Annotated in this window: 25 protein-coding genes, 1 tRNA gene and 3 pseudogenes; 15 read left to right on the forward strand and 14 right to left on the reverse strand. The window is 47.1% G+C overall.

Features of this window, described 5'->3' with window-relative positions; translation table 11 throughout:
* Window positions 1-96 (forward strand): annotated as a pseudogene (locus tag NC994_RS21060) (IS5/IS1182 family transposase); the annotation flags it as partial.
* 55 nt (window positions 97-151) lie between these two features.
* Window positions 152-718, forward strand: a pseudogene (locus NC994_RS21065) (IS701 family transposase); the annotation flags it as partial.
* A 167-nt stretch (window positions 719-885) separates the two neighbouring features.
* Here NC994_RS21065 and NC994_RS21070 read toward each other — a convergent pair.
* The 4 genes from NC994_RS21070 to NC994_RS21085 all read right to left on the reverse strand — a co-directional run bounded on the left by NC994_RS21070 (window position 886) and on the right by NC994_RS21085 (window position 3462).
* Window positions 886-1665, reverse strand: a complete 780-nt coding sequence (locus NC994_RS21070; RefSeq protein WP_190433974.1) for a photosystem II S4 domain protein — start codon at window positions 1663-1665, stop codon at window positions 886-888.
* A 143-nt stretch (window positions 1666-1808) separates the two neighbouring features.
* Window positions 1809-2330, reverse strand: a complete 522-nt coding sequence (locus NC994_RS21075) for a hypothetical protein (protein ID WP_190433976.1) — start codon at window positions 2328-2330, stop codon at window positions 1809-1811.
* A 3-nt stretch (window positions 2331-2333) separates the two neighbouring features.
* Window positions 2334-2822 (reverse strand): ion channel, encoded by a 489-nt coding sequence (locus NC994_RS21080; RefSeq protein WP_190433978.1) that lies wholly within the window; start codon window positions 2820-2822, stop codon window positions 2334-2336.
* Window positions 2823-2946: 124 nt separating this feature from the next.
* A complete protein-coding gene (locus NC994_RS21085; protein WP_190411820.1) occupies window positions 2947-3462 on the reverse strand; it encodes a hypothetical protein in 516 nt (171 codons plus the stop codon).
* Window positions 3463-3958: 496 nt separating this feature from the next.
* Here NC994_RS21085 and serA point away from each other — a divergent pair, with 496 nt between their 5' ends.
* Both serA and prmA read left to right on the forward strand, forming a co-directional pair.
* Complete coding sequence (serA, locus tag NC994_RS21090) at window positions 3959-5539, forward strand: phosphoglycerate dehydrogenase (RefSeq protein WP_190411818.1); 1581 nt, start codon at window positions 3959-3961, stop codon at window positions 5537-5539.
* Window positions 5540-5777: 238 nt separating this feature from the next.
* A complete protein-coding gene (gene prmA, locus NC994_RS21095; protein WP_190433981.1) occupies window positions 5778-6668 on the forward strand; it encodes a 50S ribosomal protein L11 methyltransferase in 891 nt (296 codons plus the stop codon).
* Window positions 6669-6883: 215 nt separating this feature from the next.
* On the opposite strand, the gene cobA is transcribed toward prmA, so the two are convergent.
* The 5 genes from cobA to NC994_RS21120 all read right to left on the reverse strand — a co-directional run bounded on the left by cobA (window position 6884) and on the right by NC994_RS21120 (window position 11750).
* Window positions 6884-7696, reverse strand: coding sequence for a uroporphyrinogen-III C-methyltransferase (cobA, locus tag NC994_RS21100; RefSeq protein WP_190433983.1), 813 nt, complete (start codon window positions 7694-7696; stop codon window positions 6884-6886).
* Window positions 7693-8559, reverse strand: coding sequence for a sirohydrochlorin chelatase (locus NC994_RS21105; RefSeq protein WP_190434050.1), 867 nt, complete (start codon window positions 8557-8559; stop codon window positions 7693-7695). Before NC994_RS21105 ends, cobA begins: the two co-directional genes overlap by 4 nt.
* Window positions 8560-8795: 236 nt before the next feature.
* Window positions 8796-9485: a manganese catalase family protein gene (locus NC994_RS21110; protein ID WP_190411815.1), complete on the reverse strand. Its 690-nt coding sequence runs from the start codon at window positions 9483-9485 to the stop codon at window positions 8796-8798.
* A 292-nt stretch (window positions 9486-9777) separates the two neighbouring features.
* Window positions 9778-11193 carry a serine/threonine-protein kinase gene (locus NC994_RS21115; RefSeq protein ID WP_190433984.1) on the reverse strand — a complete coding sequence of 472 codons (1416 nt, stop codon included), beginning with the start codon at window positions 11191-11193 and terminating at the stop codon, window positions 9778-9780.
* Between the two features lie 176 nt (window positions 11194-11369).
* Window positions 11370-11750: a DUF4359 domain-containing protein gene (locus NC994_RS21120; RefSeq protein ID WP_190411813.1), complete on the reverse strand. Its 381-nt coding sequence runs from the start codon at window positions 11748-11750 to the stop codon at window positions 11370-11372.
* A 121-nt stretch (window positions 11751-11871) separates the two neighbouring features.
* On the opposite strand from NC994_RS21120, the gene NC994_RS21125 reads away from it, so the two are divergent.
* Window positions 11872-11944: transfer RNA gene (locus NC994_RS21125), tRNA-His, on the forward strand.
* 148 nt (window positions 11945-12092) lie between these two features.
* Here NC994_RS21125 and NC994_RS21130 read toward each other — a convergent pair.
* A complete protein-coding gene (locus NC994_RS21130) occupies window positions 12093-12410 on the reverse strand; it encodes a YkvA family protein (RefSeq protein WP_190433986.1) in 318 nt (105 codons plus the stop codon).
* 214 nt (window positions 12411-12624) lie between these two features.
* Here NC994_RS21130 and NC994_RS21135 point away from each other — a divergent pair, with 214 nt between their 5' ends.
* From NC994_RS21135 to NC994_RS21145, 3 genes are all read left to right on the forward strand, one after another.
* On the forward strand, window positions 12625-13308 hold the full coding sequence (locus tag NC994_RS21135; protein ID WP_190427991.1) for a MotA/TolQ/ExbB proton channel family protein: 684 nt from the start codon (window positions 12625-12627) through the stop codon (window positions 13306-13308).
* Between the two features lie 102 nt (window positions 13309-13410).
* The gene (locus NC994_RS21140) at window positions 13411-14094 is read left to right on the forward strand and encodes a biopolymer transporter ExbD (protein ID WP_190427993.1); all 684 of its coding nucleotides are present in this window, start codon (window positions 13411-13413) and stop codon (window positions 14092-14094) included.
* Between the two features lie 107 nt (window positions 14095-14201).
* Window positions 14202-14597: a phage holin family protein gene (locus NC994_RS21145; RefSeq protein WP_190411809.1), complete on the forward strand. Its 396-nt coding sequence runs from the start codon at window positions 14202-14204 to the stop codon at window positions 14595-14597.
* A gap of 159 nt (window positions 14598-14756) precedes the next feature.
* On the opposite strand, the gene NC994_RS21150 is transcribed toward NC994_RS21145, so the two are convergent.
* Window positions 14757-16619 carry an aspartate kinase gene (locus tag NC994_RS21150; RefSeq protein WP_190433988.1) on the reverse strand — a complete coding sequence of 621 codons (1863 nt, stop codon included), beginning with the start codon at window positions 16617-16619 and terminating at the stop codon, window positions 14757-14759.
* Window positions 16620-16947: 328 nt separating this feature from the next.
* Here NC994_RS21150 and NC994_RS21155 point away from each other — a divergent pair.
* The 3 genes and pseudogenes from NC994_RS21155 to NC994_RS21165 all read left to right on the forward strand — a co-directional run.
* Window positions 16948-17043 (forward strand): annotated as a pseudogene (locus NC994_RS21155) (Uma2 family endonuclease); the annotation flags it as partial.
* Window positions 17044-17338: 295 nt separating this feature from the next.
* Window positions 17339-18475, forward strand: a complete 1137-nt coding sequence (locus tag NC994_RS21160) for a hypothetical protein (protein ID WP_190433992.1) — start codon at window positions 17339-17341, stop codon at window positions 18473-18475.
* A gap of 350 nt (window positions 18476-18825) precedes the next feature.
* Window positions 18826-19380 (forward strand): GNAT family protein, encoded by a 555-nt coding sequence (locus NC994_RS21165; protein WP_190433994.1) that lies wholly within the window; start codon window positions 18826-18828, stop codon window positions 19378-19380.
* 184 nt (window positions 19381-19564) lie between these two features.
* Here NC994_RS21165 and NC994_RS21170 read toward each other — a convergent pair whose 3' ends face one another.
* Window positions 19565-20203, reverse strand: coding sequence for a Uma2 family endonuclease (locus NC994_RS21170; protein WP_190433996.1), 639 nt, complete (start codon window positions 20201-20203; stop codon window positions 19565-19567).
* A 511-nt stretch (window positions 20204-20714) separates the two neighbouring features.
* On the opposite strand from NC994_RS21170, the gene NC994_RS21175 reads away from it, so the two are divergent.
* On the forward strand, window positions 20715-22076 hold the full coding sequence (locus NC994_RS21175; RefSeq protein WP_190433997.1) for an NAD(P)/FAD-dependent oxidoreductase: 1362 nt from the start codon (window positions 20715-20717) through the stop codon (window positions 22074-22076).
* A gap of 83 nt (window positions 22077-22159) precedes the next feature.
* On the opposite strand, the gene NC994_RS21180 is transcribed toward NC994_RS21175, so the two are convergent.
* Together NC994_RS21180 and NC994_RS21185 are read right to left on the reverse strand one after the other, a co-directional pair.
* Window positions 22160-22933, reverse strand: a complete 774-nt coding sequence (locus NC994_RS21180) for an SDR family oxidoreductase (RefSeq protein ID WP_190433999.1) — start codon at window positions 22931-22933, stop codon at window positions 22160-22162.
* 180 nt (window positions 22934-23113) lie between these two features.
* A complete protein-coding gene (locus tag NC994_RS21185; protein WP_190434001.1) occupies window positions 23114-23941 on the reverse strand; it encodes a nuclear transport factor 2 family protein in 828 nt (275 codons plus the stop codon).
* A gap of 147 nt (window positions 23942-24088) precedes the next feature.
* On the opposite strand from NC994_RS21185, the gene murG reads away from it, so the two are divergent.
* The 3 genes from murG to NC994_RS21200 all read left to right on the forward strand — a co-directional run bounded on the left by murG (window position 24089) and on the right by NC994_RS21200 (window position 25952).
* A complete protein-coding gene (gene murG, locus NC994_RS21190) occupies window positions 24089-25147 on the forward strand; it encodes an undecaprenyldiphospho-muramoylpentapeptide beta-N-acetylglucosaminyltransferase (protein WP_190434002.1) in 1059 nt (352 codons plus the stop codon).
* A gap of 147 nt (window positions 25148-25294) precedes the next feature.
* Entirely contained in the window at window positions 25295-25645 is a 351-nt protein-coding gene (locus NC994_RS21195; protein WP_190434004.1) for an S-layer protein, read from the forward strand.
* Between the two features lie 139 nt (window positions 25646-25784).
* Window positions 25785-25952, forward strand: coding sequence for a hypothetical protein (locus NC994_RS21200; RefSeq protein ID WP_190434007.1), 168 nt, complete (start codon window positions 25785-25787; stop codon window positions 25950-25952).
* Window positions 25953-26439: the final 487 nt, after the last annotated feature.

Genomic DNA, 26439 nt, shown 5'->3' on the forward strand with positions numbered 1-26439 from the left:
TTTTCAGGGCGCTATCCTAACCGTAGGAAACGATTTGGTTTGCGCTTAAACTTGATTGCTGGGCTACTCAACTATGAACTGGCACATGCTTCCTGATTCATGCAGGAGGTCTAATGCATCATTACTTTTTTAGCACTACCAAGCAAATAATCGAGAAGAAATTCGATTAGATAAGTTAGCCCAAGCTTTACCCATTGAGGCTTTTACCCCTGTTCAACTTAATCAGGAGAAACCGAAAACCATTTGGGTGGCCACTGTTGAAGCTGAACTCTCACGGCTTAAAGGAACCCGAACAATTGCTATCGTCATGAATGCCTCCTCCTTCCAAGAAGCTAGTGAGCTTGATTATTTGATTACCAATGTTGACTATTCAATTACCACAAATGAGTGGATAGTCACTACCTATGCTCAAAGAAATTGGGTGGAAGTTTTCTACCGCGAGGCTAAGGGCTGGTTGGGGCTATCTGAATATCAAGTTAGAGATTATCGAAGCTTATGCAGACATTTCACTCTAGTGTTTTGTGCTTACACTTTCATTTTGTGGCACACCTTAACTGGAGGATTAAGACGAAGCTAGCTGAATAAACCTTTAAACACCTTTGTTGATGCATTAGAAGCGTTTCGTACAGCAATGTCTTTTCGGTTTTTCGAGTGGTTGAACCACAATCGGGACGTATTCGCCCTTTATAAAGCTTCTTTAGGCTTTGTTTGGACTTAAATTTTGTTTAAGTCCCGCTAAAGCATCTCACTCCTTGCTAAGCGCCCCTAAAGGATTCGTGAAAGTGCGAAAAATCAGTAGGGACACGGCATTGTCCCTAACCTTGGTCGCGGTAACGTCAGAACCGCGATATATTCCACCCAACAGAGAAACGCTATAAAACACGCTTACATGAATCTTGTTAGCTGCACGCGGTAGCGTTCTTTTTTAGTGACAGCAATTTCCCCAACCTCTAACCGTCCTTTGCCGCGAATCGCAATTAAGTCTCCAGACTTCAGAAGATGACTTGGCTGGGTGACTTCTTTCCAGTTCAATCGCACATCACCGCCGTCAATAAAATCAACCATTTTGCTGCGAGACATCCCAAAGCCAGCGGAAGCGATCGCATCCAACCTCAAAGAAGCCTCAACCGTCGTCAATTCTTTCTTTTTCGGTTCCCGAATTTTTAACTCGCTTAACTCAATTTGCCGAGTTTTTACCGGGACAGAACGCACCTGATTGAGATGCATTCCCAAAAAGTCCACCATTTCTGGAACAACAATCGCCTGCGCTCCTTGCTCTCCCAGCACAATTACATCGCCAGTCTTTTCTCGCACGATCCCACACCCCAACATCGCGCCGAGGAAGTCTCGGTGGGTGGCTTGGTCAAACAAAAAATTCCCGGAAATATCGATAGCAGCAATAGAGACTTGGGACGAATCGAGGGGCAATTCTGCACGCGCGATCGCAATCCGCTGTCGTTCAGCTTGCGGATAACCTCCCCAAGCAACCAGTTGGACTTCTGTTAACCGATTAAACGCTTGCTGGATTTCAGCGAGTTCTGGAGGAGACAGAAAATCCGTAAAGACTACTTCCCACGTCTTAATCGCTTGATCCGCTAGATCGATAACACGAGCGACAGTCTCTCGATTTTCGACTCCTTTGAGGAGTTCTTCCCTTGGCAACATACAGCAGACGCTAGATTGAGGTGAAACTTTCTTGATTCTATCGTTGGGAGCGGAACCTGACGGACAATGCGATGAGTGCGATCGCTTTCGCGGATGCTGCTTTTAGCGGCTCCTCGCGCTTGGTTAAACTGAATCATTCCCCTTTACCCAAACCGATTCCCGACCTCCTTCCACGACCACCCGTCGTTTCTCACTAAGGCCAGGAGCAAACGTCGTCGTCTCGTCAAGTTGCTGACTTCTAATGCAAAGGCTTCATCGCTAACAGTGGGAATTCCATTCGCACGTAACTCATCGAGAACTGCCAGGGGTGGCACGTCTGAGGCTGGCTTAATGTAAGCAGAAGTCAGGGTTTCTAGAAAGACTGACAGCGTTTGCCGCACCGGGTACAGCGCCACCGAATCGGGTCGATATTCCGGCTTGATTCCAAATTTGAGCAAGGTCAATGCCTCGTCCAAGACAGCTATGTTAACTTCCGCCGCTGTCTCCCGCCCGGTGCTATGAAAGTAATGAAGTACCGGATAAGCGAAATGACTTTGCCCGTATAACGCTAGCATGGGCGCGATCGCGACCAAGTGCTGAGACAGCATCCCAAAATCTTTGCCATTCCAAGCTTTAGTTACGATTTCGGTAGGAGTATAGCCAAGACAGGAAATGTAGGTTGCCAACTGTCACTTCTGAGTCCCGGCTGACACCACAGAAAGCAGATAGGTAATCGACAGAGTAATCAGGAAAAACCCATTCGCTGCTGCTGCGGCTGTCGCCAGTTGCCAAATTTTTCCTTGGGGTTGGTAGTCTCCGAGACCGAGGGTAACTAACGTATAACCTGTAAAGTAAATTTTCTCCCAGATGTCAGCAGGCTGCTTTGTATCCGCAGAAACCAAAGAGCGATCGCTGGCGCTAAAAATTAAGACCCATCCTGCCCAAGTAGCCAAAATCCACAGCAGCGTAGAAATGCCAATGGTGCTGTAGCCTGCAACGGAAAGCATCTGATGAGAGGGAGAGGAGCGATGTCGATGGAGAAGCAATTTCCACAAGCAATTGGACAATCTAGATGTAATCGGCCCCCCACCGCCGCCGACGGCGATCGTTGTCCAAAGCACATCAACTACGATCGAGCCGACGAGCGCAACTCCCAAACAAGTTGGCAATATTTGCATCTAAACCCCCTTCCAGTGACTTGCGCTCAGGCTGGTAGTTAAAGTAACAATGTTGTGTTTGTTACTTCCTCTGCCCGTGGATGGAAGACCCAGCCAGATCGAAAGGTTGGAAGGTGCTTATTTTCTAGACTCCCTCTGAGTCAACGTAGCCTTGGATATTTTCGGGTTCAAACTGACGGAGAATCCGAGTCGCTTGGCGGATGATCGTTTCGGAAGCTTTGACGACAATCAGATACTTACCGGCATTGAGGCGGTTGCGGTAAGGCAAGGCATCACCACTTCCCAGCGCCAAGCCTACTCCTCCCCCCACAAACACGCTACCCATCGCACCAGAGGCGGCACCTAAAAGTCCAGCAATCAGGTAATTGCCGATTGGACCTGCCCAGGCAAAAGTGTCTAAACCCGTGGTGATGTTGAAAGCTATACCAGCAAAAAATCCAAACGGGATCAGCCAATAAGCCATCAGCTTTGATTGCTTTTTAGCTTGCTCGTTGGGGTCAATTAAGCCAAATTCATCGGCGCTTTTGTATCCTCTGCCTAGGATACTGACTTTATTCATCGGTAAGCCTTCTTTCTCTAAAGCGGAATAGGCGGCTTCTGCCTGGATGCGGTCTGCCAGTACGGCAACGAGATAATTCATGGTGATTCGTAAAATGCTGAGATAGCCTTAGTTAAAGCCTAGCAGTGCAAGGGACAGCAAATCTTCTACCGTAATTAGGATGCACTTGCGCGAGAAGTCGCTAGGAGGGGTATATGCGAAAGCAATCGCATTTGTGCGATGGGTAGCTGATATCTTTGGCTGTGTTTTGTTTCCTTCCGCCATCGGCAAGAAGCACTTCGCCCACGCGAATGAAAGTTAAAAACTTTCAGCCAACCAGCCGTACAAAGACACCTGATACAGTTAAAATGACCTTCTGCCTGTATTGTTCGTGGTGGAGAGTGATTAGACGCGATGTCTAAGCCAGCTCCCATCAGGCAAGCTTGCTCCCAAGGTTTTACCGGCACGCGATCGCGTAACGCAAGGGAGCTATCCTGGCGAAGTGGATGCAACGCAACGCGCGACTTGCGGTTTTGACCTTTTAGGGGTCGTGCGTGCGTGTCGTAATGGAATTTTTATTTAGACTCACCTGCCCATCATGTCCAAGGTTCTTGTTTCCGATCCCATAGACCAAGTTGGAATAGATATCCTCTCCCAAGTTGCCCAAGTTGACATTAAAACAGGTCTTTCTCCAGAAGAACTGGTGCGAATTATGCCAGAGTATGACGCTCTGATGATTCGTTCTGGAACCCATGTCACCAAAGAAATTATCGAAGCGGGCACCCAGCTAAAAATTATTGGTCGTGCTGGAGTTGGCGTCGATAATGTCGATGTTCCAGCCGCCACCCGACAAGGAATTGTCGTCGTCAATTCCCCCGAAGGTAACACCATTGCAGCAGCAGAACACGCTTTGGCAATGATGCTATCGCTCTCCCGTTATATCCCCGAAGCCAATCAGTCGGTGAAAAGCAGTCAGTGGGATCGCAAGAGTTTTATCGGGGCTGAAGTTTACAAGAAAACGCTGGGTGTTGTCGGTTTGGGGAAAATTGGTTCTCATGTCGCCAGCGTTGCGAAAGCGATGGGGATGAAACTGCTAGCTTACGATCCCTTCATCTCGGTAGAACGGGCAGATGAACTGGGTTGTCGTCTAGTCGATCTGGATATGCTGTTTCAGGAATCCGATTACATTACCCTGCACATCCCTAAAACTCCAGAAACGACTCATCTGATTAACGCCGAGGCGATCGCTAAAATGAAACCCACGACTCGGATTATCAATTGTGCCCGTGGTGGCATTATTGATGAGGCAGCCTTGGCGGAGGCGTTAAAAGCTGGCAAAATTGCTGGGGCGGCGTTGGACGTTTTTGAGACAGAACCGCTTGGCGAGTCGGAGTTGCGATCGCTGGGGAAAAATCTCATCCTGACTCCCCATCTGGGAGCCTCTACAGCAGAAGCTCAGGTAAATGTTGCTATCGATGTTGCCGAGCAGATTCGGGACGTTCTGCTGGGCCTACCAGCGCGTTCAGCCGTGAATATTCCTGGATTGCGGCCTGACGTATTGGAAAAACTCAGACCTTATCTCCTCTTGGCGGAAACTCTGGGTCATTTGGTCGGGCAACTGGCTGGAGGACGGATTGAGTTGTTGAATATCAGCTTGCAGGGAGAATTGGCAACTAATCAAAGTCAGCCTCTCATCGTAGCAGCACTGAAAGGGCTGCTCTCTCAAGCGTTGAGAGAGCGAGTGAACTACGTGAATGCCAGTATTGAGGCAAAGGAGCGGGGAATTCGCGTGATTGAAACGCGGGATGCCTCGATTCGAGATTATTCGGGTTCGCTGCAACTGTCGGCAAAGGGTTCCCTAGGAGAACACTCGGTCACTGGTGCTTTATTGGGCGATAACGAAATTCGGATCACTAGCATTGATGATTTTCCCATCAACGTCCCCCCCACTTCTAATATGCTGTTTACGCTGCACCGCGATATGCCAGGAATTATCGGGAATATTGGTTCCCTATTGGGCAGCTTTAATGTCAATATTGCCAGTATGCAGGTGGGTCGTAAAATCGTGCGCGGCGATGCAGTAATGGTGTTAAGCCTGGACGATCCCCTACCAGAGGGAATTTTGGCAGAAATTCTCAAGATTCCCGGCATTCGAGATGCCTATACGGTAACTTTATAAGTGCTGATGGCTGAGGATGTAGGACTGAGGATGTAGGACTGAGGACTGAGGATGAAGAAAAGAGGTACACAAAGAGTAAATTCTTTTTAGTTTCTCTTTACTCTATATTGCTAAGTTCTAGGTTCTAACCTTCCTCAGTCCTCAGCCAGTGCTTCGCACCATTGGGCTAACAGTCCTCAGCCCTCAGTCCTCAGCCCTCATACCTCAGTCCTTAGTCCTCAGCCCTCAGCCCTGATGTATGGCAAACACCTGGTGGGAAATTCAAGTTCTCTGCGACCCAGCCTTAGAAGATTTAATTTTCTGGCGGCTGGAAAAATTTGGCTGTCGCGGCACATCCATTGAGGTTAAAGGACACTCGCGCCTAGTGTGTGGTTATTTATCCGCACTCCAAGCGCAGTTATTAGATTTGGCGGCGCTGTCTCTGTGGCTGCGTCAAGATGCGCTGAATGTGGGAATGCCGATGCCGGTGATGGATTGGCATTTAATTGATGAGGAAGATTGGGCAAGTAGCTGGAAGCAATACTGGCAACCGCAAGAAGTTGGCGATCGCTTATTAATCTACCCTGCCTGGTTGCCCCCTCCAGCGCAGACGGAACGGATTACCCTGCGCCTCGATCCCGGAGCCGCTTTTGGCACCGGCACCCATCAGACGACTCAGCTGTGTCTGGAAGCATTGGAAATGCGATTGGGTTTGGGCACCCCGGATATCGTTGTGGCAGATATTGGCTGTGGATCTGGCATTCTCTCAATTGCCGCGATGCTGTTAGGTGCGGAAAGAGTTTATGCCGCAGATCTTGATCCGATGGCGGTGCGAGCCACTCACAGCAACCGAGAACTCAACAAAATTAGCCCCGATCGGTTGATTGTGGAGCAAGGCAGTATCGACCGCTTAATGCAATTGTTACATGAGCCGGTCGATGGCATTCTTTGCAATATTCTGGCGGAGGTGATTATCGACTTGATCCCGCAGATGACAGAGATGGCTAAACCCAGCACTTGGGGGATTATTAGCGGCGTTTTGCTGGAACAAGCGAAACCCATTGCCGATACTTTAGAGCAACACGATTGGATTGTTGCCACCCTCTGGCGGCGTCAAGAGTGGTGCTGCTTTAATATTCGACGCTCATAAATTAGGACTGAGTGCTGAGGACTGAGGGAGGAGAGAGGACTGAGTGCTGAGGACTGTTAGCAAAGCAGTGCGAAGCACGGGCTGAGTAAGGTATGAAAGGTCTTAAATCAGACGTACCAATTAACTACCGATCGCTTTTTATAGCTTTTTACTGAGATTTTAGCCCTCAGTTCTTAGTCCTCAGTCCTCAGCCCTCAGTCTTCAGTCCTCAATCCTCAGCCCTCAATCTTCAAGCTGAGTGGACGACATCCTGACAGAATTTGGTGCATATTCACGACAGCACCAATAATGGCGATCGCGGGTGCTGTAAATCCAGTCGCCTCGACTTGCGCCACAATCGTATCCAAGGTGCCGATCAGTTCTTCTTGTTCCGGTCGGGTTCCCCAGCGCACCAACGCTACTGGCGTCTCTGGGCTTAAGCCTGCTGTCTGAAGTTGTTCCGTAATGTAAGGTAAGTTGTGAACGCCCATGTAGATGACAATGGTTTCAGAACCGTGGGCGATCGCTTGCCAGTTCACTTCGGGTCGATACTTCCCGGCGGATTCGTGTCCGGTAACAAATGTCACCGAGGAGCTATAAGCACGGTGAGTTAATGGAATTCCGGCATAAGCGGGTGCAGCAATCCCAGATGTCACTCCCGGTACTACTTCCACGAGCACTCCCGCATTTACCAAGTCTTCCATCTCCTCGCCGCCTCGACCAAACACAAAGGGATCGCCACCTTTGAGGCGCACCACGATTGCCGCAGTTTGGGCTTTTTCAATTAATAGTTGAGTCGTTTCTTCCTGTAACAGGGAATGACGCCCCATCCGCTTTCCAGCGTCAATTTTTTCGGCTTGGGGATTAATCATTGCCAAAATTTGGGGACTCACCAGAGCGTCGTAAACTACGACATCGGCACACTCCAACAGCCCTTTCCCTTTAAGGGTTAACAAACCGGGATCTCCCGGCCCTGCACCCACTAGATATACTTTACCCAAACACGTTCTCCTGTTTACCTGTGTGTTCTCTGACAGTGTGAGGTTCATTGACTTCTCAAATCCCAAATTAAATCCGCTAATTCTGCGCTAGCGCCGATTGGTTCAGCCATCTGGAGTTTTGCCGATGGAAACTGCTGGGATAATCGCTCAACTGTTTGAGCGATCGCATCCGTAATTCCCCCAGCAAATAGAAAATAAGGCAGGATGGCGATTTTTTCCTTCCCCGCCTCAACCAACGCTTTCACCCTGTCCTCTAGGCTGGGTGGCACTGACCAGTAAGCAGGCACCGCGTCCAAAGTCCGTGCAATGGTTTCTACTGATTGATTTCCCCCAGCACGGCGGCTTCCGTGAGCTAGGAGAATCCGAGCGTCTGCTGTTATCGAAGCGAATTGACTGGCTAACAGACGACTCAAGCCAAGGTGAGTGCCTAAGTGAGGACGAATGTCAAGTTTTAATTTAGAGCCAAACGCTGCTTGAGCGATCGCAACTTCCTCTGGGATATCCTCCATGACGTGAACTCCCGGCAGGAGAAACAGCGGCAACACCTGAATGCAGGGGTTCTCAGAATGGTACTCAGATGCAACAGCGCGATTCTGCTTTACAGACGCCACGCGATTCTGCTTCGCAGACGCTACGCGAACGCCAAATTGCCGAATTTGCTCGTGCAACGGCTGGGTTGCCAATTCTAGCACTGCTGTACCCACCAGTGGTTCTTGTAAAGACGTAAAATTTCGCGTCTCTAGCATGGGCGATGCACCTAAGCGGCGAACGGGTTGAGATGCCTGCACCCAGGCTATCTCTGACCTTTGTGCCTTCTCGTAGATCAGGGCTGCCAGCTGTTCTACAGCGGCTTGCGGGCGAGGGTCGCGGCTTCCGTGAGAGACCAGTAGATAGGCAGATGACTTGGGCAAGTGTGTAACTACAGGCTTTTGAGCAGTTTCTTTATTCAATTTGATATCGTTTCCAGCAACAATTTCTGTATCAATCGTTTCCAATTGACAATTTCTCCCGGTGGTTTACCCATTTGGGCACCGCTAAGGCTTAGAGGATTTCTAATATTATTAATAACTTATTCATAAAAATAGAGCCACTGGGCTACACCTCCCCGTGACTCTATCTTTTTTAATTGAGTTCTACTGCTGACGATTTACTGTTTAACTTCAGCAGATGGATCGGCGACATACTGAAAATCCGGTTCCGAGTTCCAAGGCCCGCGCTCATCTTTACCATTCGTAGACAAGTTGAAGTAAAGATTGACCGTTTCATCCGGCTGGATATTGCCAAAGAAAGGATCTGTTAATTTGCCCAACGAAGAAAGTGCATTCATGAACATCTTCGTATGAGAAATTTCGCGAGTCAACAAATGTACCAAGGTGTCTTTTGTACCTTGATCTGGAGCCATTTTGATCAGCTCCTCATAGGTTTGACGTGCCCCAGCCTCAGCGGCGATGTCTGCCCGCAGATCGCGCACAACATCCCCACCTTCATTGATATAGTTCGCTGTCCAAGCGCTTCCTTGGCTATCTAAAAAGTGTGGTCCCATGCCGCGTACAGCAAAGAGCGTACTCCGGTACGCTTCTGTTTGATCGACATTCTTGGTATGTGATTCAATCAGTTTGCCAACCATTTCTAAGTGGCTAAACTCTTCGATTGCAATATCTTGGAGCATATCCCGAATACCAGGATTTTCGCAATGAAACGACTGCACCCAATACTGTAAAGCGGCTGTTAATTCACCCGTTGCTCCCCCAAACTGCTCTAGCAGTAGCTGGGCATAACGTGGATTCGGCTCTGTGATATTAACAGTATGAATGGGTTCTTTTTTATGGAAAAACATGAATGGATTCCTTTCCTCTATTTGCCGGATCGTTGAGCGCTTGCCAATATTTCTTGTAAAGGAATTCAAAAAAAACGATTCTTTTTCCTTCACAAATCAAGGTATATACCCATACTTTAGATCGGCTGTCAAAGGTATTCCTGCCTCATCGGGTAGACTTAGCTCATGGATTTTTCTATAACCAGAGGAGGACACAAAAAACAAAATTGAAATCTCAGTTGAGGCAATTTTTTAGCTAAAACCGTTCCAATCGCTCAACCGAGGATGAAAATCGCTGATAAGGCAGCAAAAGCTAAGCAATACTGCACTGTTCTAGCTTTACAGCCATTGCACTGGCGTGACGCCACCATTCATAACCACCCGCCCACCGCCGCGATGGTAGATGTCCAATGGGTGCCTTGTCGCTAAATTTCAAACCAGAGTCAGGAATATACGGGTTGTGGGTAGGCCAGCCAACGCGATCGCAAAAATTGCTATATTCTCCCCCAACCTCCAGAAAAATTTGCTTTTGCACGCTGAAACCAAAGCGCCCCTGGCTGTACTTTACCCATAACTGGTCAATCGTCCATAAATCCTCGCAAGGAAACTTTTGAATATCGCTGTTGAATAGATAGTTATTGCTTGACTTGCCGACTACCAGACACATCACTGCCCAGGTTTCCCGATCGGCTTCTTTCCATTTCTTTTTAGCGAGTAAATCCCGCAATTTTGTATAGTCAACTCCAACCTCGGAATTCAAGGCACTACCACCCGGTCGTTGAGATTGAGTTGGAACCGGAGATGTAGGTCTGGGGTTTAAATTTTGCTGTACCGCTTGCAAGGCAGAGGCAGCGTCTGGGTAACGATCTTTAATGTTATTTTGTAGCAGCCGATCCAAAATTTGACCCAGGCGATCGCTAACTTTTCTCTCCTTGGGTAAAAAATTGCGCCACGCCCACCCGTTATTCATAATGTCATACATATTCAGGGGCGAAACGCCTGTGAGCAAGTAGATACAAGTGACGCCCAAACTGTAGAGGTCGCTGGAGGGCAGGGCTTTGCCTCGCGTTTGTTCGGGTGCCATATAATCCGGGCTACCAACGATCGTGCCGGTGTTGAACACAGCAGTGTCTGTGAATAGCTTGGCAATTCCAAAATCAATCAAGATCAACTGACCTTCCCTTTCTCCTGGGTAAGAGGAGGTTGAGGGGGTGCGTCGGATAATATTCGCTGGCTTAATATCTCGGTGAATCACCCGATGTTCGTGGATATATTGCAAAACTGGCAACAAATCCTGCAAAAATTCCCAAATCTGCGTTTCGTTATAAATGTCCCGTTGCTGCAATTCCTCCGCTAGAGTGTGCCCGCAAATCAACTCCTGCACTAAATACAGCTGCTGCTGCTGTTCAAAGTGGGCGAAGAGGGAGGGAATTTGCGGATGTTTCCCTAGTTCATTGAGGTGTATCGCTTCCTGACGAAATAAGGAAACGACCTTTCTAAAACTGGTCGGCTCTTGCTGTGGGAAGCAGAGTTGCTTAATAACACACTTGGTTTTGGAGGGAATATGCTCATCCACCGCCAAAAAAGTTCTTCCCATGCCGCCTTTGCCGATTGGTTTAACTGGGCGATAGCGGTCTTTCAGCAATAATGCTTGCCCACAACACAGGCAAAATCTTTGGTCAGAAGGATTTTGGGGTCTTTGACATCCAGCGCTAACACAATAGATCATGGCAGCCGCGATCGCACTCCCTGTTGATATTCATCTCCAAGATATCCTCAATTGGAGAGATGACCATAGGGTGTATCTGTTATAAAGCTGAGTGTGGTTAACTGGCGGCTTTACCCGTTTCTCAGCACTTTAGAAGCGATCGCACAGCTTGAAACAATAATTCTTTGCTAACAAGATTATTGCTTCTCTGCTTGATAAATATAGACATTGTCGAAAGCTCCTACCGACTCAAAATGATAAGAAGGCAGGAACGAACTAACCGACAAATCGGTGCGATAAATGCTAAAAAAGATAAAATTTTGCCGCTCTGTCGTTTCAGCAATCAGCCGCTTCACCTGCGGGCTGCCCGTCTCAACTAATAACATACATTGACGCTTCAAAAAATTCTCAAAGTTTTCTGGAGCCTTTTCACAAACATTGTCTTTTATGTACACCGTTAGTTGCTGTAAGGCAAATTCTTCGTACTCCTCCTGAGTGGGATTCGTCAGCGCCATCGCTACACCAAGTCCAGCCAAAGCGACTCCCGCAATCGTTGTAATAACCTGTAAACCCTTCATGGGATATTAAAACCATTCTTTTGTAGCCTTTGACTACGGCGATCGCCGTCTGAGTTCCAGGTTAACTGACGAAAGACTGGATCAACTGGCAAGCACAATGCTATATTAAAAATCTGAAATGGCGAGCGTAGCCAAGTGGTTAAGGCAGTGGATTGTGGTTCCACCACTCGGGGGTTCAAGTCCCCTCGTTCGCCCTGGCTCTTGTATAGACGTAGATCATCCGTCTCTCAAAAGTCATTACTTTTGGGTGCGACTACTACAAACAAAGACCCCTCTCCAGAAGCCTGCGGAATATGGCTGCAACACTGGGAGGGGTTATTAATATTATTGTTGTGACGCACACTACTTGAGGGGAACAGCCTTTACATCAACCGTGTCTGAATTGGAAGTTGACCCAACACCTGCAACATCCGCTTCAGAGACCGCTTGCTCGTCACGAGACTTGAGGCGCTGAGATAGCATTTGGGAAACTTCAGCAACCAGGAGCGTCAGAATCACACCATCGTCAATCCATCCGATGATGGGTATGAAATCCGGGGCAATATCAATCGGGCTGAAAAGATAAAGTAATGACCCTAGAATCACCCACCAGCGATATTTGGGATTGCGGATCGAGTTGCGATACCAGTTGTAAATTGATTGGATTGAAAAATTATTCATTATTGAATCCTCTAGTTATTTTTAATATTGACAAATCTACCAGCATTATGTAGGTGTGGATATCCACCCGAAGTTTGACTAGAAGATTCGACACTAGCGGGAGAACCTCGTCCTTTAGTTCAGTCTGAATGACAATGCTTGTCTAAAATTGGAATGGCTTCAAGTTGTTAAAGAAAATTAAAAGCTTGGGGAGTGTAGGAGGAAAGAATCGACCGTGACTTTTCAAGAACTAATCGAGAAAGGTGGACCAGTGATGTGGCCTCTGCTGGCTTTATCGCTGCTGTCTCTAGGCACTATTTTTGAGCGCCTGTGGTTTTGGGCAAGAATCTTGACCAAAGAAAGAGAAACTGTGGATCGGGTGCTAGAAGCAGCAACTCGCAACTGGGGAGTTGCCACTGAGATTGCTCACCAAGCTAGAAAACAGCCGATAGGGCGTTATCTGTATGCTCCCTTACGACTCTCTAACCCCGATCCAGAAATGTTTAGGCTGTCACTGGAGGCAGCCGCAGACGAGGAATTAGCTTCAATGCGCCAGGGCGATAAAATCTTAGAAGCGGTGATTGCCCTTTCGCCTCTACTAGGATTGCTGGGAACTGTGTTGGGATTGATCAGATCCCTGAGTGGGATTCGCCTCGGCGATCTCGGAACGTCTTCAACCGCTGGAGTGACTTTAGGGATTAGCGAGTCTCTGATCAGTACGGCAACTGGGCTGATAGTCGCCATTACCAGCCTTGTCTTCTATCGACTGTTTCAAGGTTTTTTGTTTAACCAAGTCAAAATTTTCCGGAGAGCGGGAAATGAGCTGGAGTTAATGTACCGCCAGGAATGGCCCAAACTTGGTATCGATCGTCATCCGATGAAGGCGAAAGTAGAAACTTCAGATACGGCTGAATCCTAGAAGCCATTGGTCATTGGTCATTCGTCATGGGTTATTAGTCAGTAGCGAAGAATTAGGGGCTAAGGACTCATGACTTTTTAAATTCCCCTGTTGTTTGAACTTATGAAGATTAACTTAGATAGTCCGGGTGATGACGCCCGAATTGAGATTGTTCCTCTAATAGATGTCATCTTTTGTATCCTGACTTTCTTTCTGTTGGCTGGGTTGCAATTAACTCGTCAGCAAGCAATTAGCGTAGACTTGCCCAAAGCGAGTAGTGGCACTCCGCAGATGCGAGAGATGTTGATGGTGAGCTTAGATGATTTTGGTCAAATCTATGTGGAACAGCAGCAGATCAATTCAAAAGATCAGCTGACTCAGTCTTTGCAGAATTACCGCTCGACAAATCCAAATGGATTGATGGTGCTGTACGCTTCTCGGACTGCAAGTTACAACGATGTCATCCAGGTACTGGATTTGCTAAGAGATGTGGGAGGCGATCGCGTGTCTTTAGCGACTCTACCCGGTTCCGGTGATGCGGCGGCTGGCTCTAATACGCAGGTTCCTACGGCTCCTAGTCCCGGTTTAGCGCCCTATTCCGGCAACGCTCCTATCCAACCTTATAATCCTTATGCGCCACCCAGTCCATCAGCCAATCCATACAATCTGGGTCAGCCGCAATTGCCGGTGGCTCCGGGACAACCAGAGATTAATCCCACGATTCCCGGTACTACGATTCCCGGTACTGTACCCGTGACACCGACGGTTCCGGCTCCCCAAGGGACTGATTCTGCTCCCAAGAGGTAGGGACAATTCTGTCAATTTACAGAGGTCGAGGCGCGATTGTTTGTTTAAGGTAGGGATAATCAAAAGATTTTTTCACGCCTCAACTTCTGGATAGGAGGTTTATAAATATGGATTTAATTGATGTGCTGATTACCTGGTTGGTAACAGCCGCCAGTTTGTTAATTATTAGCAAGCTGCCACTCGGAGTTGAAATTGATAACCCAGGAATTGGTTATATTTCGGCAGCCGTTTTTGGAATTTTAAATGCAGCGATTAGCTTTGTATTTTTTACCTTGCCGAATACGCTAACATTTGGCATCTACGGATTTTTTGCAAAGCTTCTGACTTTGGGTTTATTCTCTTTTGTCCTTAATGTCATTGCACTGACAATAGCCGCGAGATTGATTACAGGCTTTCGTTTGGAAAAAGGGATTTGGAGTGCGGTCATCGGTGCGATCGCTCTCGCCGCTGTCAGCAGCTTTATTACCAGCGTTGTGATTGGTCAGCCAACAGCAATTGCGTAAAGAGTCGATCGAGGGGTAGGTATCAATTAGCGTAAACTAACCAATAACTTTAAAAGCCCGGTTTCTGATAGAAACCGGGCTTTTTGCTGGTCAGTTTTTCGGCTGGAGATCCCTCATCGCTCCCTTGTTCCAGGGGGCGATGAAAAAGTTGCAAGAACTTTAAGCGGGAACTTGAATTTTTTGGCTACCGGCAAGTCCAAAAGCGGCGTGGATGGCTTGTAAGGCGGTGACGCCCTGATTTTCCGCGACGACGCAGCTGATTTTTATTTCAGAAGTTGTAATCATCTGAATATTGATTTGGTGTTGGGAGAGTGCTTCAAACATTTGGGCGGCGACACCGGGTTGCCCGACCATACCGGAACCGACAATACTTACTTTAGCGATCGCTGTATCCACTAAAACTTCACCGCAGCCTAAGGATGGTGCGAGTTTTTCGAGTGCTGCTTTCGCTTCTGCTGCATCTGCTTGGGCGACGGTGAAGGCAATATCGCGGGTCCCGATCCCATTCACCACGCGACAGCGTTGGGATTGGATAATCATATCCACGCTGATATTTTTCTCGGCTAAGAGTCCAAACACTTGAGCTGCCATCCCTGGACGATCGGGGATATGACGAATGGCGAGACGCGCTTGATTGAAATCAAGGGCAACACCGCGCACGGGGGGAGCGGAGTGCTGAGGACTCAGGGCTGAGGACTGAGAAATTTTGCCCTGTTGTTCTACACTACTTTCTACAATTCTGTTTTGGTGGAGTGGGGAATTGTTGACCTCGAAGGTTTGGCACAAAAGAGCGATCGCGCGATCGCAATCATCCGCATCAATGACGCAACTAACTTTCACTTCCGAGGTGGAAATCATCTGAATATTGATCCCAGCACTAGAAAGCGTAGCGAACATCTGCGCTGCTACACCCGGACGCCCAATCATTCCCGCACCCGCGATCGAGACTTTGGCAATTTGCCTGTCTACCATCACCTCGGCTTCTCCGTCTTCTGGGTTGTTTGAGCTGCGGAGGGCGGGCGCGATCGCTGCGGCTACAGCTTCTGCCCGATTGATAACGTTTTTGCTAACTGTAAATGCAATATCGTTGGTATTGCCTTCGTGAATCGACTGGATAATCAAGTCGATATCTAAGGCTTGATGGGCAATTTCACCGAATAGCCGCGCCGCTACTCCCGGACGATCTGGCACCCGCAACAGCGCAATTTTCGCTTGGTCGGTATCAAATTCTACCCCATCGACAGGACGGGCAATTTCTAAATCTTGGAGCGATCTCGGCTTGGGCATTGGAGAAATTACCCTTGTCCCCGGATCGTCCGTCCAGCTGGAACGTACCACCAACTCTACGCCATAATTTCGGGCAATTTCCACCGCGCGAGGATGCAGCACCTTTGCCCCTAAGCTGGCTAACTCAAGCATTTCATCGGAGGTAATCTCCTCCATCAGCTGGGCTTCTGGCACTAACCGGGGATCGGTCGTAAAAATTCCTGGCACATCGGTGTAGATTTCGCAACAGCTTGCTCGTAAAGCTGCCGCCAGTGCTACCGCCGAAGTATCGGAACCGCCGCGCCCCAAGGTGGTAATTTCCAAATCTTCGGTGCTGCTGATGCCTTGGAAACCCGCCACCACAACCACTTTACCCGCGTCTAAGTGACGTTCCATCCGATGTGTCTGGATATGCAGAATCCGGGCGCGGGTGTGTTCGGCTTCGGTAACAATTCCAACCTGTGCGCCAGTGAGAGAAACCGCTGGCTGTCCCAATTCCTGCAATGCCATACTCAGCAAGGCGATTGAGACTTGCTCGCCAGTAGAGAGCAGCATATCCATTTCCCGACGAGAGGGATTTGTAGAGATTTGGTTGGCTAATTTCACCAATCCATCAGTCGTCTTCCCCATTGCCGAAACTACGACAACCAGCGAGTTGCCCATCTGGGCTGTTTTTAAAACCCGCTGAGCGACTGCCTGAATGCGTTCCACCGAACCAACTGAAGTGCCACCGTATTTCTGGACAATTAACGCCATAATTCTCTCACAATCCTGCCTAGGATATACCCACAGGCTTTAGCCTGTGGCTACACAAACCAAGCCTGCCTAAGCTCGTAAGCGCACTAAAGGTGCGACAGGCTGACACGGCAAGGCATCTTATCTTCTTTTAACCTAATTAAATTATCAGACTTGCTGGGACAAAACAGGCTGACTTTAGATTGTGTTGATTGATTATCGTCAAACATCTATCGCAGGTGGTGTGGAGATAGAGCGAAGCACTTGCGGATTTTCAAGAATGATGCGATCGCTTCCTCCTCCCTGACAAAGGTAAGATCCATACAGTAAATTGCCACAGAAAGTCACTATGTTAGACGGCAACCTGCTGCATAATCTGCCGTCTAGTGCAGAATTGCCTGACTCTGACGATACTTCTGTAGACAATGAACTACAAACTCTCATTCTCAATTAACCAGACACCAGTTCCTGCTGATTGTCTTACTTATGTAGTATGGTAAAAATTTGGTAGTGATTAAAGTAAATTTAATGTTTACTCGCTTTGAAAAATTGCCCATACGGGTATCAGAATTGAAAACTTGCTTCTACTGTGGGAATTCTCTACCAGCCATAGCAAAAGAACATATTTTTAATTCATCTTGGGGCGGTTCACACAAAACAGGATACTTGATTTGTAATGAATGTAATATTAGCTTCTCAACAAAAACAGTCCAGCTTTTTCTGTTTATGTAGAGGCTGTAATGAATTCTTGGTCGTTTAAAGGTGAACGCCATAAAGATGTACCAAAAATTATCTTAGAAGGAGATTATTTTTTAGATAAAGGAGGGATACTTAAGCTTAAAAATGCAATCATTGAAGATGAACTTCAGCCTGATGGAACGATTGAGCAATATTTCGTTTTTAATTCTAGGAGTCAAGCCAACCATTGGATAGAAGAAGGCGGTATGGCTACTTGGCTAGGAAGATTACCATTAGCAGAAGAACAGAAATATTTCAAGGAATTAATTAAGCAGGCAACTCCATATGCGCTAGATGCTAGGCCGCAGCAATTTTCTTCTAGGCTAAATCTTCGGGAGCAGTATCGTTCATCGGCTCATACAATCCTCAAGTGCCTCAAATTTTATTTACCAGAGTGGGTTTCTAGTGATTTGACTAAACCTGCTCAACAATTTGCACGATATGATCAAGGTGATTGGAGGTTTTTTGCAGTCAATGTCGAGCAACTTTTCTCTATAGCTGAACATGCGGCAAGCAAATTGGGGTTAGGTGTTCACCATAACTCAGTAGAGGTTTATTGGTGTTCTCATCTGAAGATGGTCATTGGTGTGTTGACTATCCTTCATCGAGTCAAGAGGACAGTTGTCATTGCTCAAAACTATTCTGGGCCAGATGCGATCTTATATGTTGCTGAAGATACACATGGTTCTAAAAAACCTCCTCAAGCACTGTTTGCTGAATTTGACTCAAAGCAATTCTCTCTACCATTATTAGGCGTGCAATATTTTGCATCTCTCCCTAAAATGGAGCAGTTCTTTTATAATGAGCTTAGAGTTCTTGTGACACTTTATTATCCAATTGACGCTATTACAGCTCGTTTAATTGAAGGAATCAAAGCAGTTAACGAAAAGACTCCTCGAATCAATGAAACAGCGATAGAAGAGTATGTGAACTTGTTTCTGGAATTTATCTCGAATTTAAGCAAAATTTTAGGAGTCCCTATAGATCCAGATAGGGCACGTACCAAGCTTTTTGAATATGGCTTTTCAAGTTTAGTAAATCAGTATATAGGTAGGGCTTGTACAGATTTGGATATTACTGATCTGATGGTAAAAGCGCTTGACCATGTTATGAAAGATTGCAACTTAAATACGCCCTAGGAAAGGGCTATCGCAATTTAAAAATAGTTATCCCAATTTTGGAAAATCGAACGGTTCCTTTAGCCCCTACAAGTGATCGCGTTTGTTTGGTGGTTGTCATTGTTTTCTCTTGGCTCCACAACAACTGGACAGCAATTAATATCGATACGATTAAACATCGTAATTACGATAGAAGGTGTCAAGAGGAGCTGCCTTAGGGTAGCAGGACATTTTAGACAGAGCGACAGCTTTTAAAATTCACCAGGCTATTCCCAACTCTCAACTTGTTTTCTTCTTGTGTATGAATCATGACCACCTCCTGACAGACTTGATATGGATGAGTAAGTACCTAAAATCGAGGACAATTAGCGATGTTGAAGGGAGAACGACTAACGCTACGGGGTATACGGCGGGATGATCTGCCGAAACTGTGCGAGTTTAACAATGATTTAGCCGTTGAATTGGCAGGTGGAGGCGATCCGCCGATCCCCCAATCCCTGGAACGGCTACAAGCAGAGTTTGATCAAAATGCCGCTAAAGGTGGACGAGATGGCACCTGGTTTGCGATCGAGGCAGATGGCAAGTTCATTGGGCAGTGCGGCTTGGTTGGTTTTGATATATTTCAGGGGGTAGCGCGTGTCTGTGAATTAGGCATTGCAATTGGGGATAAGGAATATTGGGGACGCGGCTACGGTCGTGAAGCGATCGCATTGCTGCTGAATTATGCGTTTCGATACTGGAATTTACATCGAGTTTGGTTAAGGACAAACTCAAGGAATGAACGAGCGATTCGCTGTTATCAATCCTGTGGGTTTGTGGAAGAAGGTCGCCTCCGGGGGCACGAGTGGTATGACGGCAGCTACATTGATACGCTGTGCATGGGAATATTGCGCGAGGAGTGGGAGCAGATTAAGAAACAAGACTGATTTCATCTAACGCAACTCCCCATTTGACAATTCTTTGAGAACGCTTGAAGCAAACTGTCCTTGAGTTCCTTGGTGTCTCTATGACGCCACCCATAGATTTACATAAGAGCCACTAACTTTAACAACTCTGCTGACCAGCGACTCCCGATTGCGATCGCACTATCATCTTCTGTATTTTTCGGATTTAATTCTCACTTGCTAATTTTTGTTGTAACTCCCGAATCGCAACGCTGGTATTGCGCTCGGAGGCAATTCGGAAACACTCGGTGATGAATGCTAAAACATTAATATTGGGAAAAAAACGGCTACTGGTTACAACCGTGTAGCGATCGCTCTGCAAGCTGTAAATCTTAAGCTGATTCTTTTTATATAGCCAAACTTCCGGCACTTGATAAGGCAGGTAGTCGTTTACATCCGTATAGCTGGTTACATCTATCTCAATTACCAAATTGGGGGATGGCTCTATTTCCCAATTGATGCGGTCTTTTCCTGCAACTGCTGCCCAGTTATCGATATAAAAGCAGTAGTCCGGTTCAATGCCGCTAATCTCTGGGAGTTCCATCGTAATCGGGGTAAATGCCTCGTAGTCCTGCCCTAAATGGTCTAGGAGAGCTGTTACCACCATTGCAATAATGTGGGCTTCTCGTCCGTGTCGAGGTAGCGGTGACATTAACAAAATTTCTCCGGGTCGATACTTGATACGAGGAATCGAGCGATCGCCTAGTTGCTGAGTGAGTGATTGATAGCCCTGCCAACTACCGGGTAGCCGCACCACTGCGCCTGCGGGTAACTGGATTTTCTCTGGTGTGATAACTGCAAACATTGGGCTTATACCTCCATCTCCACTGTAATCCTTGTATCGCACCTAACCATCGTGTCGCAGCGCAACAAAAAGGTTCTGCCTCAGAAAAGCATGGAGTGTCTGATCATAAGGCTGATTAATCCTTTCCTAAACTCATAAAAATTGATTAGGAGAAATTTTTGGAAAACCCTTTGGAAGCAATGAATCGGTAATTTAGGCAATGTGAATATTCGAGTTTAGAGTAACAACGCAAGTCAAAAGGGCGATCGCGTCTTTTTTCATTCTCATTGCGAACTGACAAGTCAGCGCTTCGCGGTCGCGCCATTCCCAAGCATCCGCTTAAACATTTGCTGAATACTTCCTAAGGCAGACTTTCCAGGCACAACAATCTACCTGTAGCCGTCGCTACGCCTGTTTTAACCCTGGCACACTAGGCTAATATGAACATCTGTAACGGAAGCCTTGCCAGTTGGTAAAGAAATGTTAGTTCAACCGTAGCCACGGGCAACATAAAACAAAGGATGTCAATTTTATGGTAGTAGCAGTGGAAAATCAGTCTCCTCACCATGTTGTGATTGTCGGTGGCGGCTTTGGCGGACTTTATGCTGCCAAGGCATTGAGCGGCGCACCTGTCCATGTGACACTGGTCGATAAACGTAACTTTCATTTGTTTCAGCCACTCCTTTATCAAGTCGCTACCGGAACGCTATCCCCAGCAGATATTTCATCTCCTCTGCGTGCGGTACTCAGCGAGAGCAAAAATACTAAAGTGCTGATGGGAGAGGTAAAGGATATCGATCCACAACAGCGAAAAGTCATCCTCGCTGGCGAAGAACTGATCTACGACACGTTAATCGTTGCTACAGGTGTGAGCCATTTTTACTTTGGCAATGACCAATGGGCAACTGTAGCGCCAGGATTGAAAACCGTTGAAGATGCGCTGGAAATGCGGCGTCGCATTTTTATGGCGTTTGAAGCGGCAGAAAAGGAAACCGATCCCGAAAAACGGCGTGCCTGGTTGACGTTTGCGATCATCGGCGGAGGGCCGACGGGGGTAGAATTAGCGGGAGCGATCGCAGAACTCGCTTACAGTACCCTCAAGCGAGATTTCCGCAACATTAACACCGCTGAAGCCAAAATTTTGTTGCTGGAAGGGATGGATCGCATCCTACCTCCCTACGCACCAGACTTATCTGCGAAAGCAGAAGCTTCTCTTCAGCGCTTAGGTGTCACTGTGCAGACAAAGACCCTGGTGACGAATATTGCAGAGAATATTATCACCACAAAACATGGGGATAAAATCGAAGAAATTCCAGCGAGAACTACCTTATGGGCGGCGGGAATCAAAGCTTCCCCAATGGGAAAAGTTCTGGCAGAACGCACCGGCGCTGCAATCGACCGGGTGGGGCGGGTTATCGTTGAATCCGACCTGAGTATAGCAGGACATCCTAATATCTTTGTGGTGGGCGACTTGGCAAGTTTTTCTCATCAAAATGAGAAACCACTACCGGGTGTTGCACCCGTGGCGATGCAGGAAGGGGAATATGTTGCCAACCTGATCAAACAGCGGATTGCCGGTTACAGTATGGCACCCTTCCAGTATCTTGACCGAGGAAGTATGGCTGTTATCGGGCGGAATGCTGCGGTAGTAGATTTGGGTTATGTGAAGTTTTCCGGTTTGTTCGCTTGGCTCACCTGGGTATTTGTTCACATTTACTTCTTAATTGAGTTTGATAATAAACTCATCGTGATGCTCCAGTGGGGTTGGAACTATTGGACTCGCAAACGTGGGGCAAGATTGATTACAGGCGACGAGGTAATTGGAAAGGTAGGAGTTGACGCTAACGGCGATTATTACGTGCCATTGAAGAGTAAAGAAACGGTGGAAGTTTAAACGCAAAGGTTCGCGAAGGTTTACGCAAAGGTTCGCCGAGGAAAGATAGCTCTTTGGGAACCTTTGTGTTTAAAAAGACGAAATTAATTTCGTCGGTGAACTTGGGTAGCAGTGGCTTGATCGGTGGGGACTAAAAGTAATTCGCTGATATTAACGTGAGCAGGTCTAGTGACGCAGAAAAATATTACATCCGCAATATCTTCTGGTGTTAAAGGGGTTAAACCTTGGTAAACTTTTTGAGCGCGATCGCTATCTCCATGAAATCGCACTTGACTAAATTCCGTTTCTACTAGTCCAGGATCTACAGAAGTCACTCGCACAGGTGTTCCTAAAAGGTCTTGCTTTAAACCTTCGGAAATAGATTTCACAGCGGCTTTAGAAGCACAGTAGACGTTGCCACCGGGATAGGTTTGATGACCGGCAATGGAGCCAAGATTCACCACATGGCCTTTACCCCGGTTTACCATTCCTGGCACTAAATAGCGGGTGCAATAAAGTAAGCCTTTAATATTGGTATCGATCATTTCTTCCCAGTCTTGAATGCTGCCTTCGTGGAGTTTATTTAACCCCCGGCTAAGACCAGCATTGTTAATTAAGATATCGACCTCAGACCAAGCCTCTGGGAGAGAAGAAAAGGCGGATTCAACAGAAGCGCGATCGCGTACATCTACTGCTAGTAGATGCAACTGGCAAGAAAATTCTTTGCTAAGTTCATCTGCGAGTTCCTGCAACCGCTCTTGGCGTCGAGCCACTAAGATCAGTTTGGCACCCGCTTGGGCAAACATCTTGGCACAAGCAGCACCAATTCCACTACTCGCGCCAGTAATTACAACGATTTTGTCTTTGATAGAAATCATTCGGTTTAACTAAATTTTATGGCAATCTAAGTAAATCTTAAAACCCTCTTTTTTCTTTTATTCACGTTTTTTGCAGTCTTTAAAAATATTCCTTGCAAATCAAACAAAATTGCTATAAATTCTGAAAATTGAGCTTTGAGTTTTTAATTAAATTAAAAACTCAAAACTCAAAACTCAAAACTATTTGGAAGGGCGACTGCCTTCTACAACCCGCAGGCGCTGAGTAACTGTTGTCATGCCTTGTTCGCGGATTACAACCGTTGATACCCAATAATTCCCTTTTGTCAGGGGGGCACGACCTACCTTAAAAATTCCACCCGATGACAGTAACTCCAGATCCACAGGCGCGGGTTTGGCAAAGCGATCGCCCCGCACGGGTTCTTCCACTGCTGCTCCCAACATCAAATCGTCGCCTAGGGGTTCTTGGACCACTGCATCAAGGCTATAGGATTGACCAATACGCACCTCTTCCGGTAATTTCATGTCCACCGTGGGAGGCTTTACGCCTGCGGTCGTCTGAGTGCGTTCTCCCAGAATCTCCTGCTGGACAATTTTTTGACCTTGAAAGCGCTGACGCGATCGCAAGGCGGACTCAAACTTCATATTTTTGCCATCCATTCGCTGGGTGCCCGTAATCTGAGTCACCGTCTCCACAACAAGCGCATCGCCTTCCTTTTCCCAAGATTTGAGTTCTGTACGATAATTCAGGTTTGGGTAGCGCTTCCAGAGTTGAGTTAAAGTCTGTTGCAGACTCTGACGATTTAAGCCATCAGAATGGGTAAAATTCTGGCTATAGAACTGCATCACCGCATTGACATCCTGACGATTGGCAGCTGCATCAATTTGCGTGAGAGAATTTTTTAGCTCGGCGGGTGCTGTTTCTGGACTCGCTGCTCGAACAGTGTTTGGATGAAGCAGGGACGTAAAAATTATAAAGGCAAAAATTTTCGACTTTTGCTTGATGAGAGACTGGAACAAGCTGACAGACGGAGTTATCTGGTTACGCATCACAGACGTGTTTGAATAATTGGATAAAGAAAACCGTGTCGAGCAACAGACGTGCTAAAGAGTAGAAATCCTGGATGCTCTATTGGCTAATTTATAACTGATTTTTAATCTTATCCGAGCCAGGACAGCCAGTAGGAGATAGAAACTTTGGCAAATGAACCGAAACGATTGTTAATTGCAGCGAGTGGTACTGGGGGACATTTATTTCCCGCGATCGCGCTAGCCGAGAAACTGCCAGACTATGAAATTGAGTGGTTGGGTGTCCCGAACCGCCTAGAAACCCAGTTAGTTCCGGCTCAATATCCCCTCAACACCATTGAGGTGGAAGGGTTTCAACAAGGGTTTGGACTGGGGACATTGGGCATTCTGCTGCGACTGACGGGTTCCATCCGGCAGGTACGCCAGCTACTTAAAGACAAGAATTTTCAGGGTGTATTCAGCACAGGGGGTTACATTGCTGCACCGGCGATTATTGCCGCGCGGTCTATTGGAATCCCGGTGATTATGCACGAATCCAATGCACTCCCCGGCAAAGTGACTCGCTGGTTGAGTCCGTGGTGTAATAGCGTGGCGCTGGGGTTTGAATATGGAGCGCATTACCTACCCCGCGCTGGAACCGCCTACACAGGCACCCCAGTTCGCGCCCAGTTTCGCACCCCCCAAAAGCTGGAGTTGCCGATTCCTGAAGATGTCCCCTTGATTGCAGTCGTCGGTGGCTCTCAGGGCGCTGTTGCCGTCAATCAAATCGTCCGCGAGTGCGCCCCAGCGTGGTTGAATGCCGGTGCCTGGATTGTCCATCTGACGGGCGATAATGACCCTGATGCCCAAAGTTTCCAGCATCCTCAGTATCTTTCCATGCCGTTTTATGACAATATGGCGGCACTTTTGCAACGGACGAACCTGGCAATTAGCCGCGCTGGCGCTGGGACATTAACTGAACTTGCGGTTACGCAAACCCCAGCGATTCTCATTCCCTACCCCTTCGCCGCTGAAGATCATCAAGTCTACAATGGGGCAATTTTTAACTCAGCAGGGGCTGGTTTGGTATTCCGGCAGTCAGAGCTGACGCCTCAGTTACTAGAAAGTAAGGTATTGAATTTATTGCAGTCGCCCGAACAACTACAACAAATGGCTCAAAAAGCTGCTACGCTAGCAGTTCCTGACAGTGCCGAACGTTTAGCCGATCTGGTGCGCCGAACGCTGTAGCTAAAAGGCTTTCAATCGCAAAGCCTTTGGATGAGAAATTAGGGTTTATCCACAAATTGGAACCGCCAATGTAACGCCAGTAATTGTTAGTTTTGAGGAGGGGCAACTTTAAGAGAAAGTTGCCCGTACAGTTGTTCCTCGCAAACCATGAAACTCAAAATCGCAACAGCTATACTCCTTGCCACTATTGGCTTCGTGGCTCCAGCTAAGGCGCAAGATCCCGAACCGATCGCCCCAACAACGCCCTCATCTCCAGCGCAACCGGCTTCAGATCCAGTTTTGGAAGCCTGCGCCCAAGACCAAGCCGATACTTTACCCAATCCTTTCTCAGATGTGCCGTCGAATCACTGGGCATTCAAAGCGGTTCTAAGTATGTATTATTGTGGCGCTTATCGAGGGTCAAGTTCACCTGAGGGGGTTAAACCATTTTTGCAACAACAGATTCCTCAACAAAGCAGTAATCTGCCTGAAACCAAAGTGGAAGTTCCCCGAACTTAGGAGGATTGTGTGTATAAGTAAGGATGCGATCGCTCTCAGAAAAGTGCCGAGAGCGATCGCATCTTTACAATAGTAAATAGCTTGGTTTATACCCGTTCACCATAAAGTTTTGCGATGTAGTAAGTGAGGTCAGTTAATAGTGCCTCAAGAACTCATTGGCTTAAGAGTTTTCATTTTGGAAGGAAGATATGAAGATGCTTTGTCCCTAAGGGATGAGTTGAAAGGGATGAGTAAAAAAGCTATGTTGCAAAATATCAAAAGCTTTCTGAGTAAAATGCTTGTTTATTTGATAAAAAAATTAAGTTGAGCAGCGTTAACTAATTCCCGCTCTGTTTCTATTCAAGCTTTGCTCCTGAAAATCAAAGCTTTGAATTTTAAAGAAAATAAAATTCCCTATTGTATTAACCAAGCTGAATGGGAATTTGACTTAAAAAATGTTTTTGAAAAAGCTATTTAGGTATTTAGTGTAGAAGCTGTTAATAGAAATTAAACCTATTTAAATTGCAAGGGATAATAGACAAAAGGCAGATGATAGAAGCCCATAAACCTCTCAAATTAACCTATTTTCATTCAGTGAAATAATTAAGCGAGGTTATTAGTGAGGAATTGAGCCAATTACGAGGTGGGGAAGATTGGAAGTTAGAAAGACAAATTTGATTCCTTTCGAGTAGTTTCAGTAACTGCACTGCTACTCTTAGAAGACAAGTCTTCCCACTCGTGCCAAAATGCGATCGCGCCGCCCTCACTAACCTTTGTTCCTGTTTCTCTTCCTCCGCGTCCTCTGCGTCCTCTGC

The organism is Trichocoleus sp. AS-A1, assembly GCF_039962015.1.
Taxonomy (GTDB): Bacteria; Cyanobacteriota; Cyanobacteriia; order Cyanobacteriales; family FACHB-T130; genus FACHB-T130.

What these genes read in the sequence shown, in the direction of transcription:
- NC994_RS21150 (WP_190433988.1), bottom strand. Translation starts at nt 16,619, where the DNA reads ATGGCGTTAATTGTCCAGAAATACGGTGGCACTTCAGTTGGTTCGGTG.
- NC994_RS21110 (WP_190411815.1), bottom strand. Translation starts at nt 9,485, where the DNA reads ATGTTTTTCCATAAAAAAGAACCCATTCATACTGTTAATATCACAGAG.
- NC994_RS21180 (WP_190433999.1), bottom strand. Translation starts at nt 22,933, where the DNA reads ATGATTTCTATCAAAGACAAAATCGTTGTAATTACTGGCGCGAGTAGT.
- NC994_RS21080 (WP_190433978.1), bottom strand. Translation starts at nt 2,822, where the DNA reads ATGCAAATATTGCCAACTTGTTTGGGAGTTGCGCTCGTCGGCTCGATC.
- NC994_RS21140 (WP_190427993.1), top strand. Translation starts at nt 13,411, where the DNA reads ATGAAGATTAACTTAGATAGTCCGGGTGATGACGCCCGAATTGAGATT.
- NC994_RS21070 (WP_190433974.1), bottom strand. Translation starts at nt 1,665, where the DNA reads ATGTTGCCAAGGGAAGAACTCCTCAAAGGAGTCGAAAATCGAGAGACT.
- NC994_RS21130 (WP_190433986.1), bottom strand. Translation starts at nt 12,410, where the DNA reads ATGAATAATTTTTCAATCCAATCAATTTACAACTGGTATCGCAACTCG.
- NC994_RS21120 (WP_190411813.1), bottom strand. Translation starts at nt 11,750, where the DNA reads ATGAAGGGTTTACAGGTTATTACAACGATTGCGGGAGTCGCTTTGGCT.
- NC994_RS21165 (WP_190433994.1), top strand. Translation starts at nt 18,826, where the DNA reads ATGTTGAAGGGAGAACGACTAACGCTACGGGGTATACGGCGGGATGAT.
- NC994_RS21085 (WP_190411820.1), bottom strand. Translation starts at nt 3,462, where the DNA reads ATGAATTATCTCGTTGCCGTACTGGCAGACCGCATCCAGGCAGAAGCC.
- NC994_RS21175 (WP_190433997.1), top strand. Translation starts at nt 20,715, where the DNA reads ATGGTAGTAGCAGTGGAAAATCAGTCTCCTCACCATGTTGTGATTGTC.
- serA (WP_190411818.1), top strand. Translation starts at nt 3,959, where the DNA reads ATGTCCAAGGTTCTTGTTTCCGATCCCATAGACCAAGTTGGAATAGAT.
- prmA (WP_190433981.1), top strand. Translation starts at nt 5,778, where the DNA reads ATGGCAAACACCTGGTGGGAAATTCAAGTTCTCTGCGACCCAGCCTTA.
- NC994_RS21145 (WP_190411809.1), top strand. Translation starts at nt 14,202, where the DNA reads ATGGATTTAATTGATGTGCTGATTACCTGGTTGGTAACAGCCGCCAGT.
- cobA (WP_190433983.1), bottom strand. Translation starts at nt 7,696, where the DNA reads ATGAACCTCACACTGTCAGAGAACACACAGGTAAACAGGAGAACGTGT.
- NC994_RS21115 (WP_190433984.1), bottom strand. Translation starts at nt 11,193, where the DNA reads ATGATCTATTGTGTTAGCGCTGGATGTCAAAGACCCCAAAATCCTTCT.
- NC994_RS21160 (WP_190433992.1), top strand. Translation starts at nt 17,339, where the DNA reads ATGAATTCTTGGTCGTTTAAAGGTGAACGCCATAAAGATGTACCAAAA.
- NC994_RS21195 (WP_190434004.1), top strand. Translation starts at nt 25,295, where the DNA reads ATGAAACTCAAAATCGCAACAGCTATACTCCTTGCCACTATTGGCTTC.
- NC994_RS21185 (WP_190434001.1), bottom strand. Translation starts at nt 23,941, where the DNA reads ATGCGTAACCAGATAACTCCGTCTGTCAGCTTGTTCCAGTCTCTCATC.
- NC994_RS21170 (WP_190433996.1), bottom strand. Translation starts at nt 20,203, where the DNA reads ATGTTTGCAGTTATCACACCAGAGAAAATCCAGTTACCCGCAGGCGCA.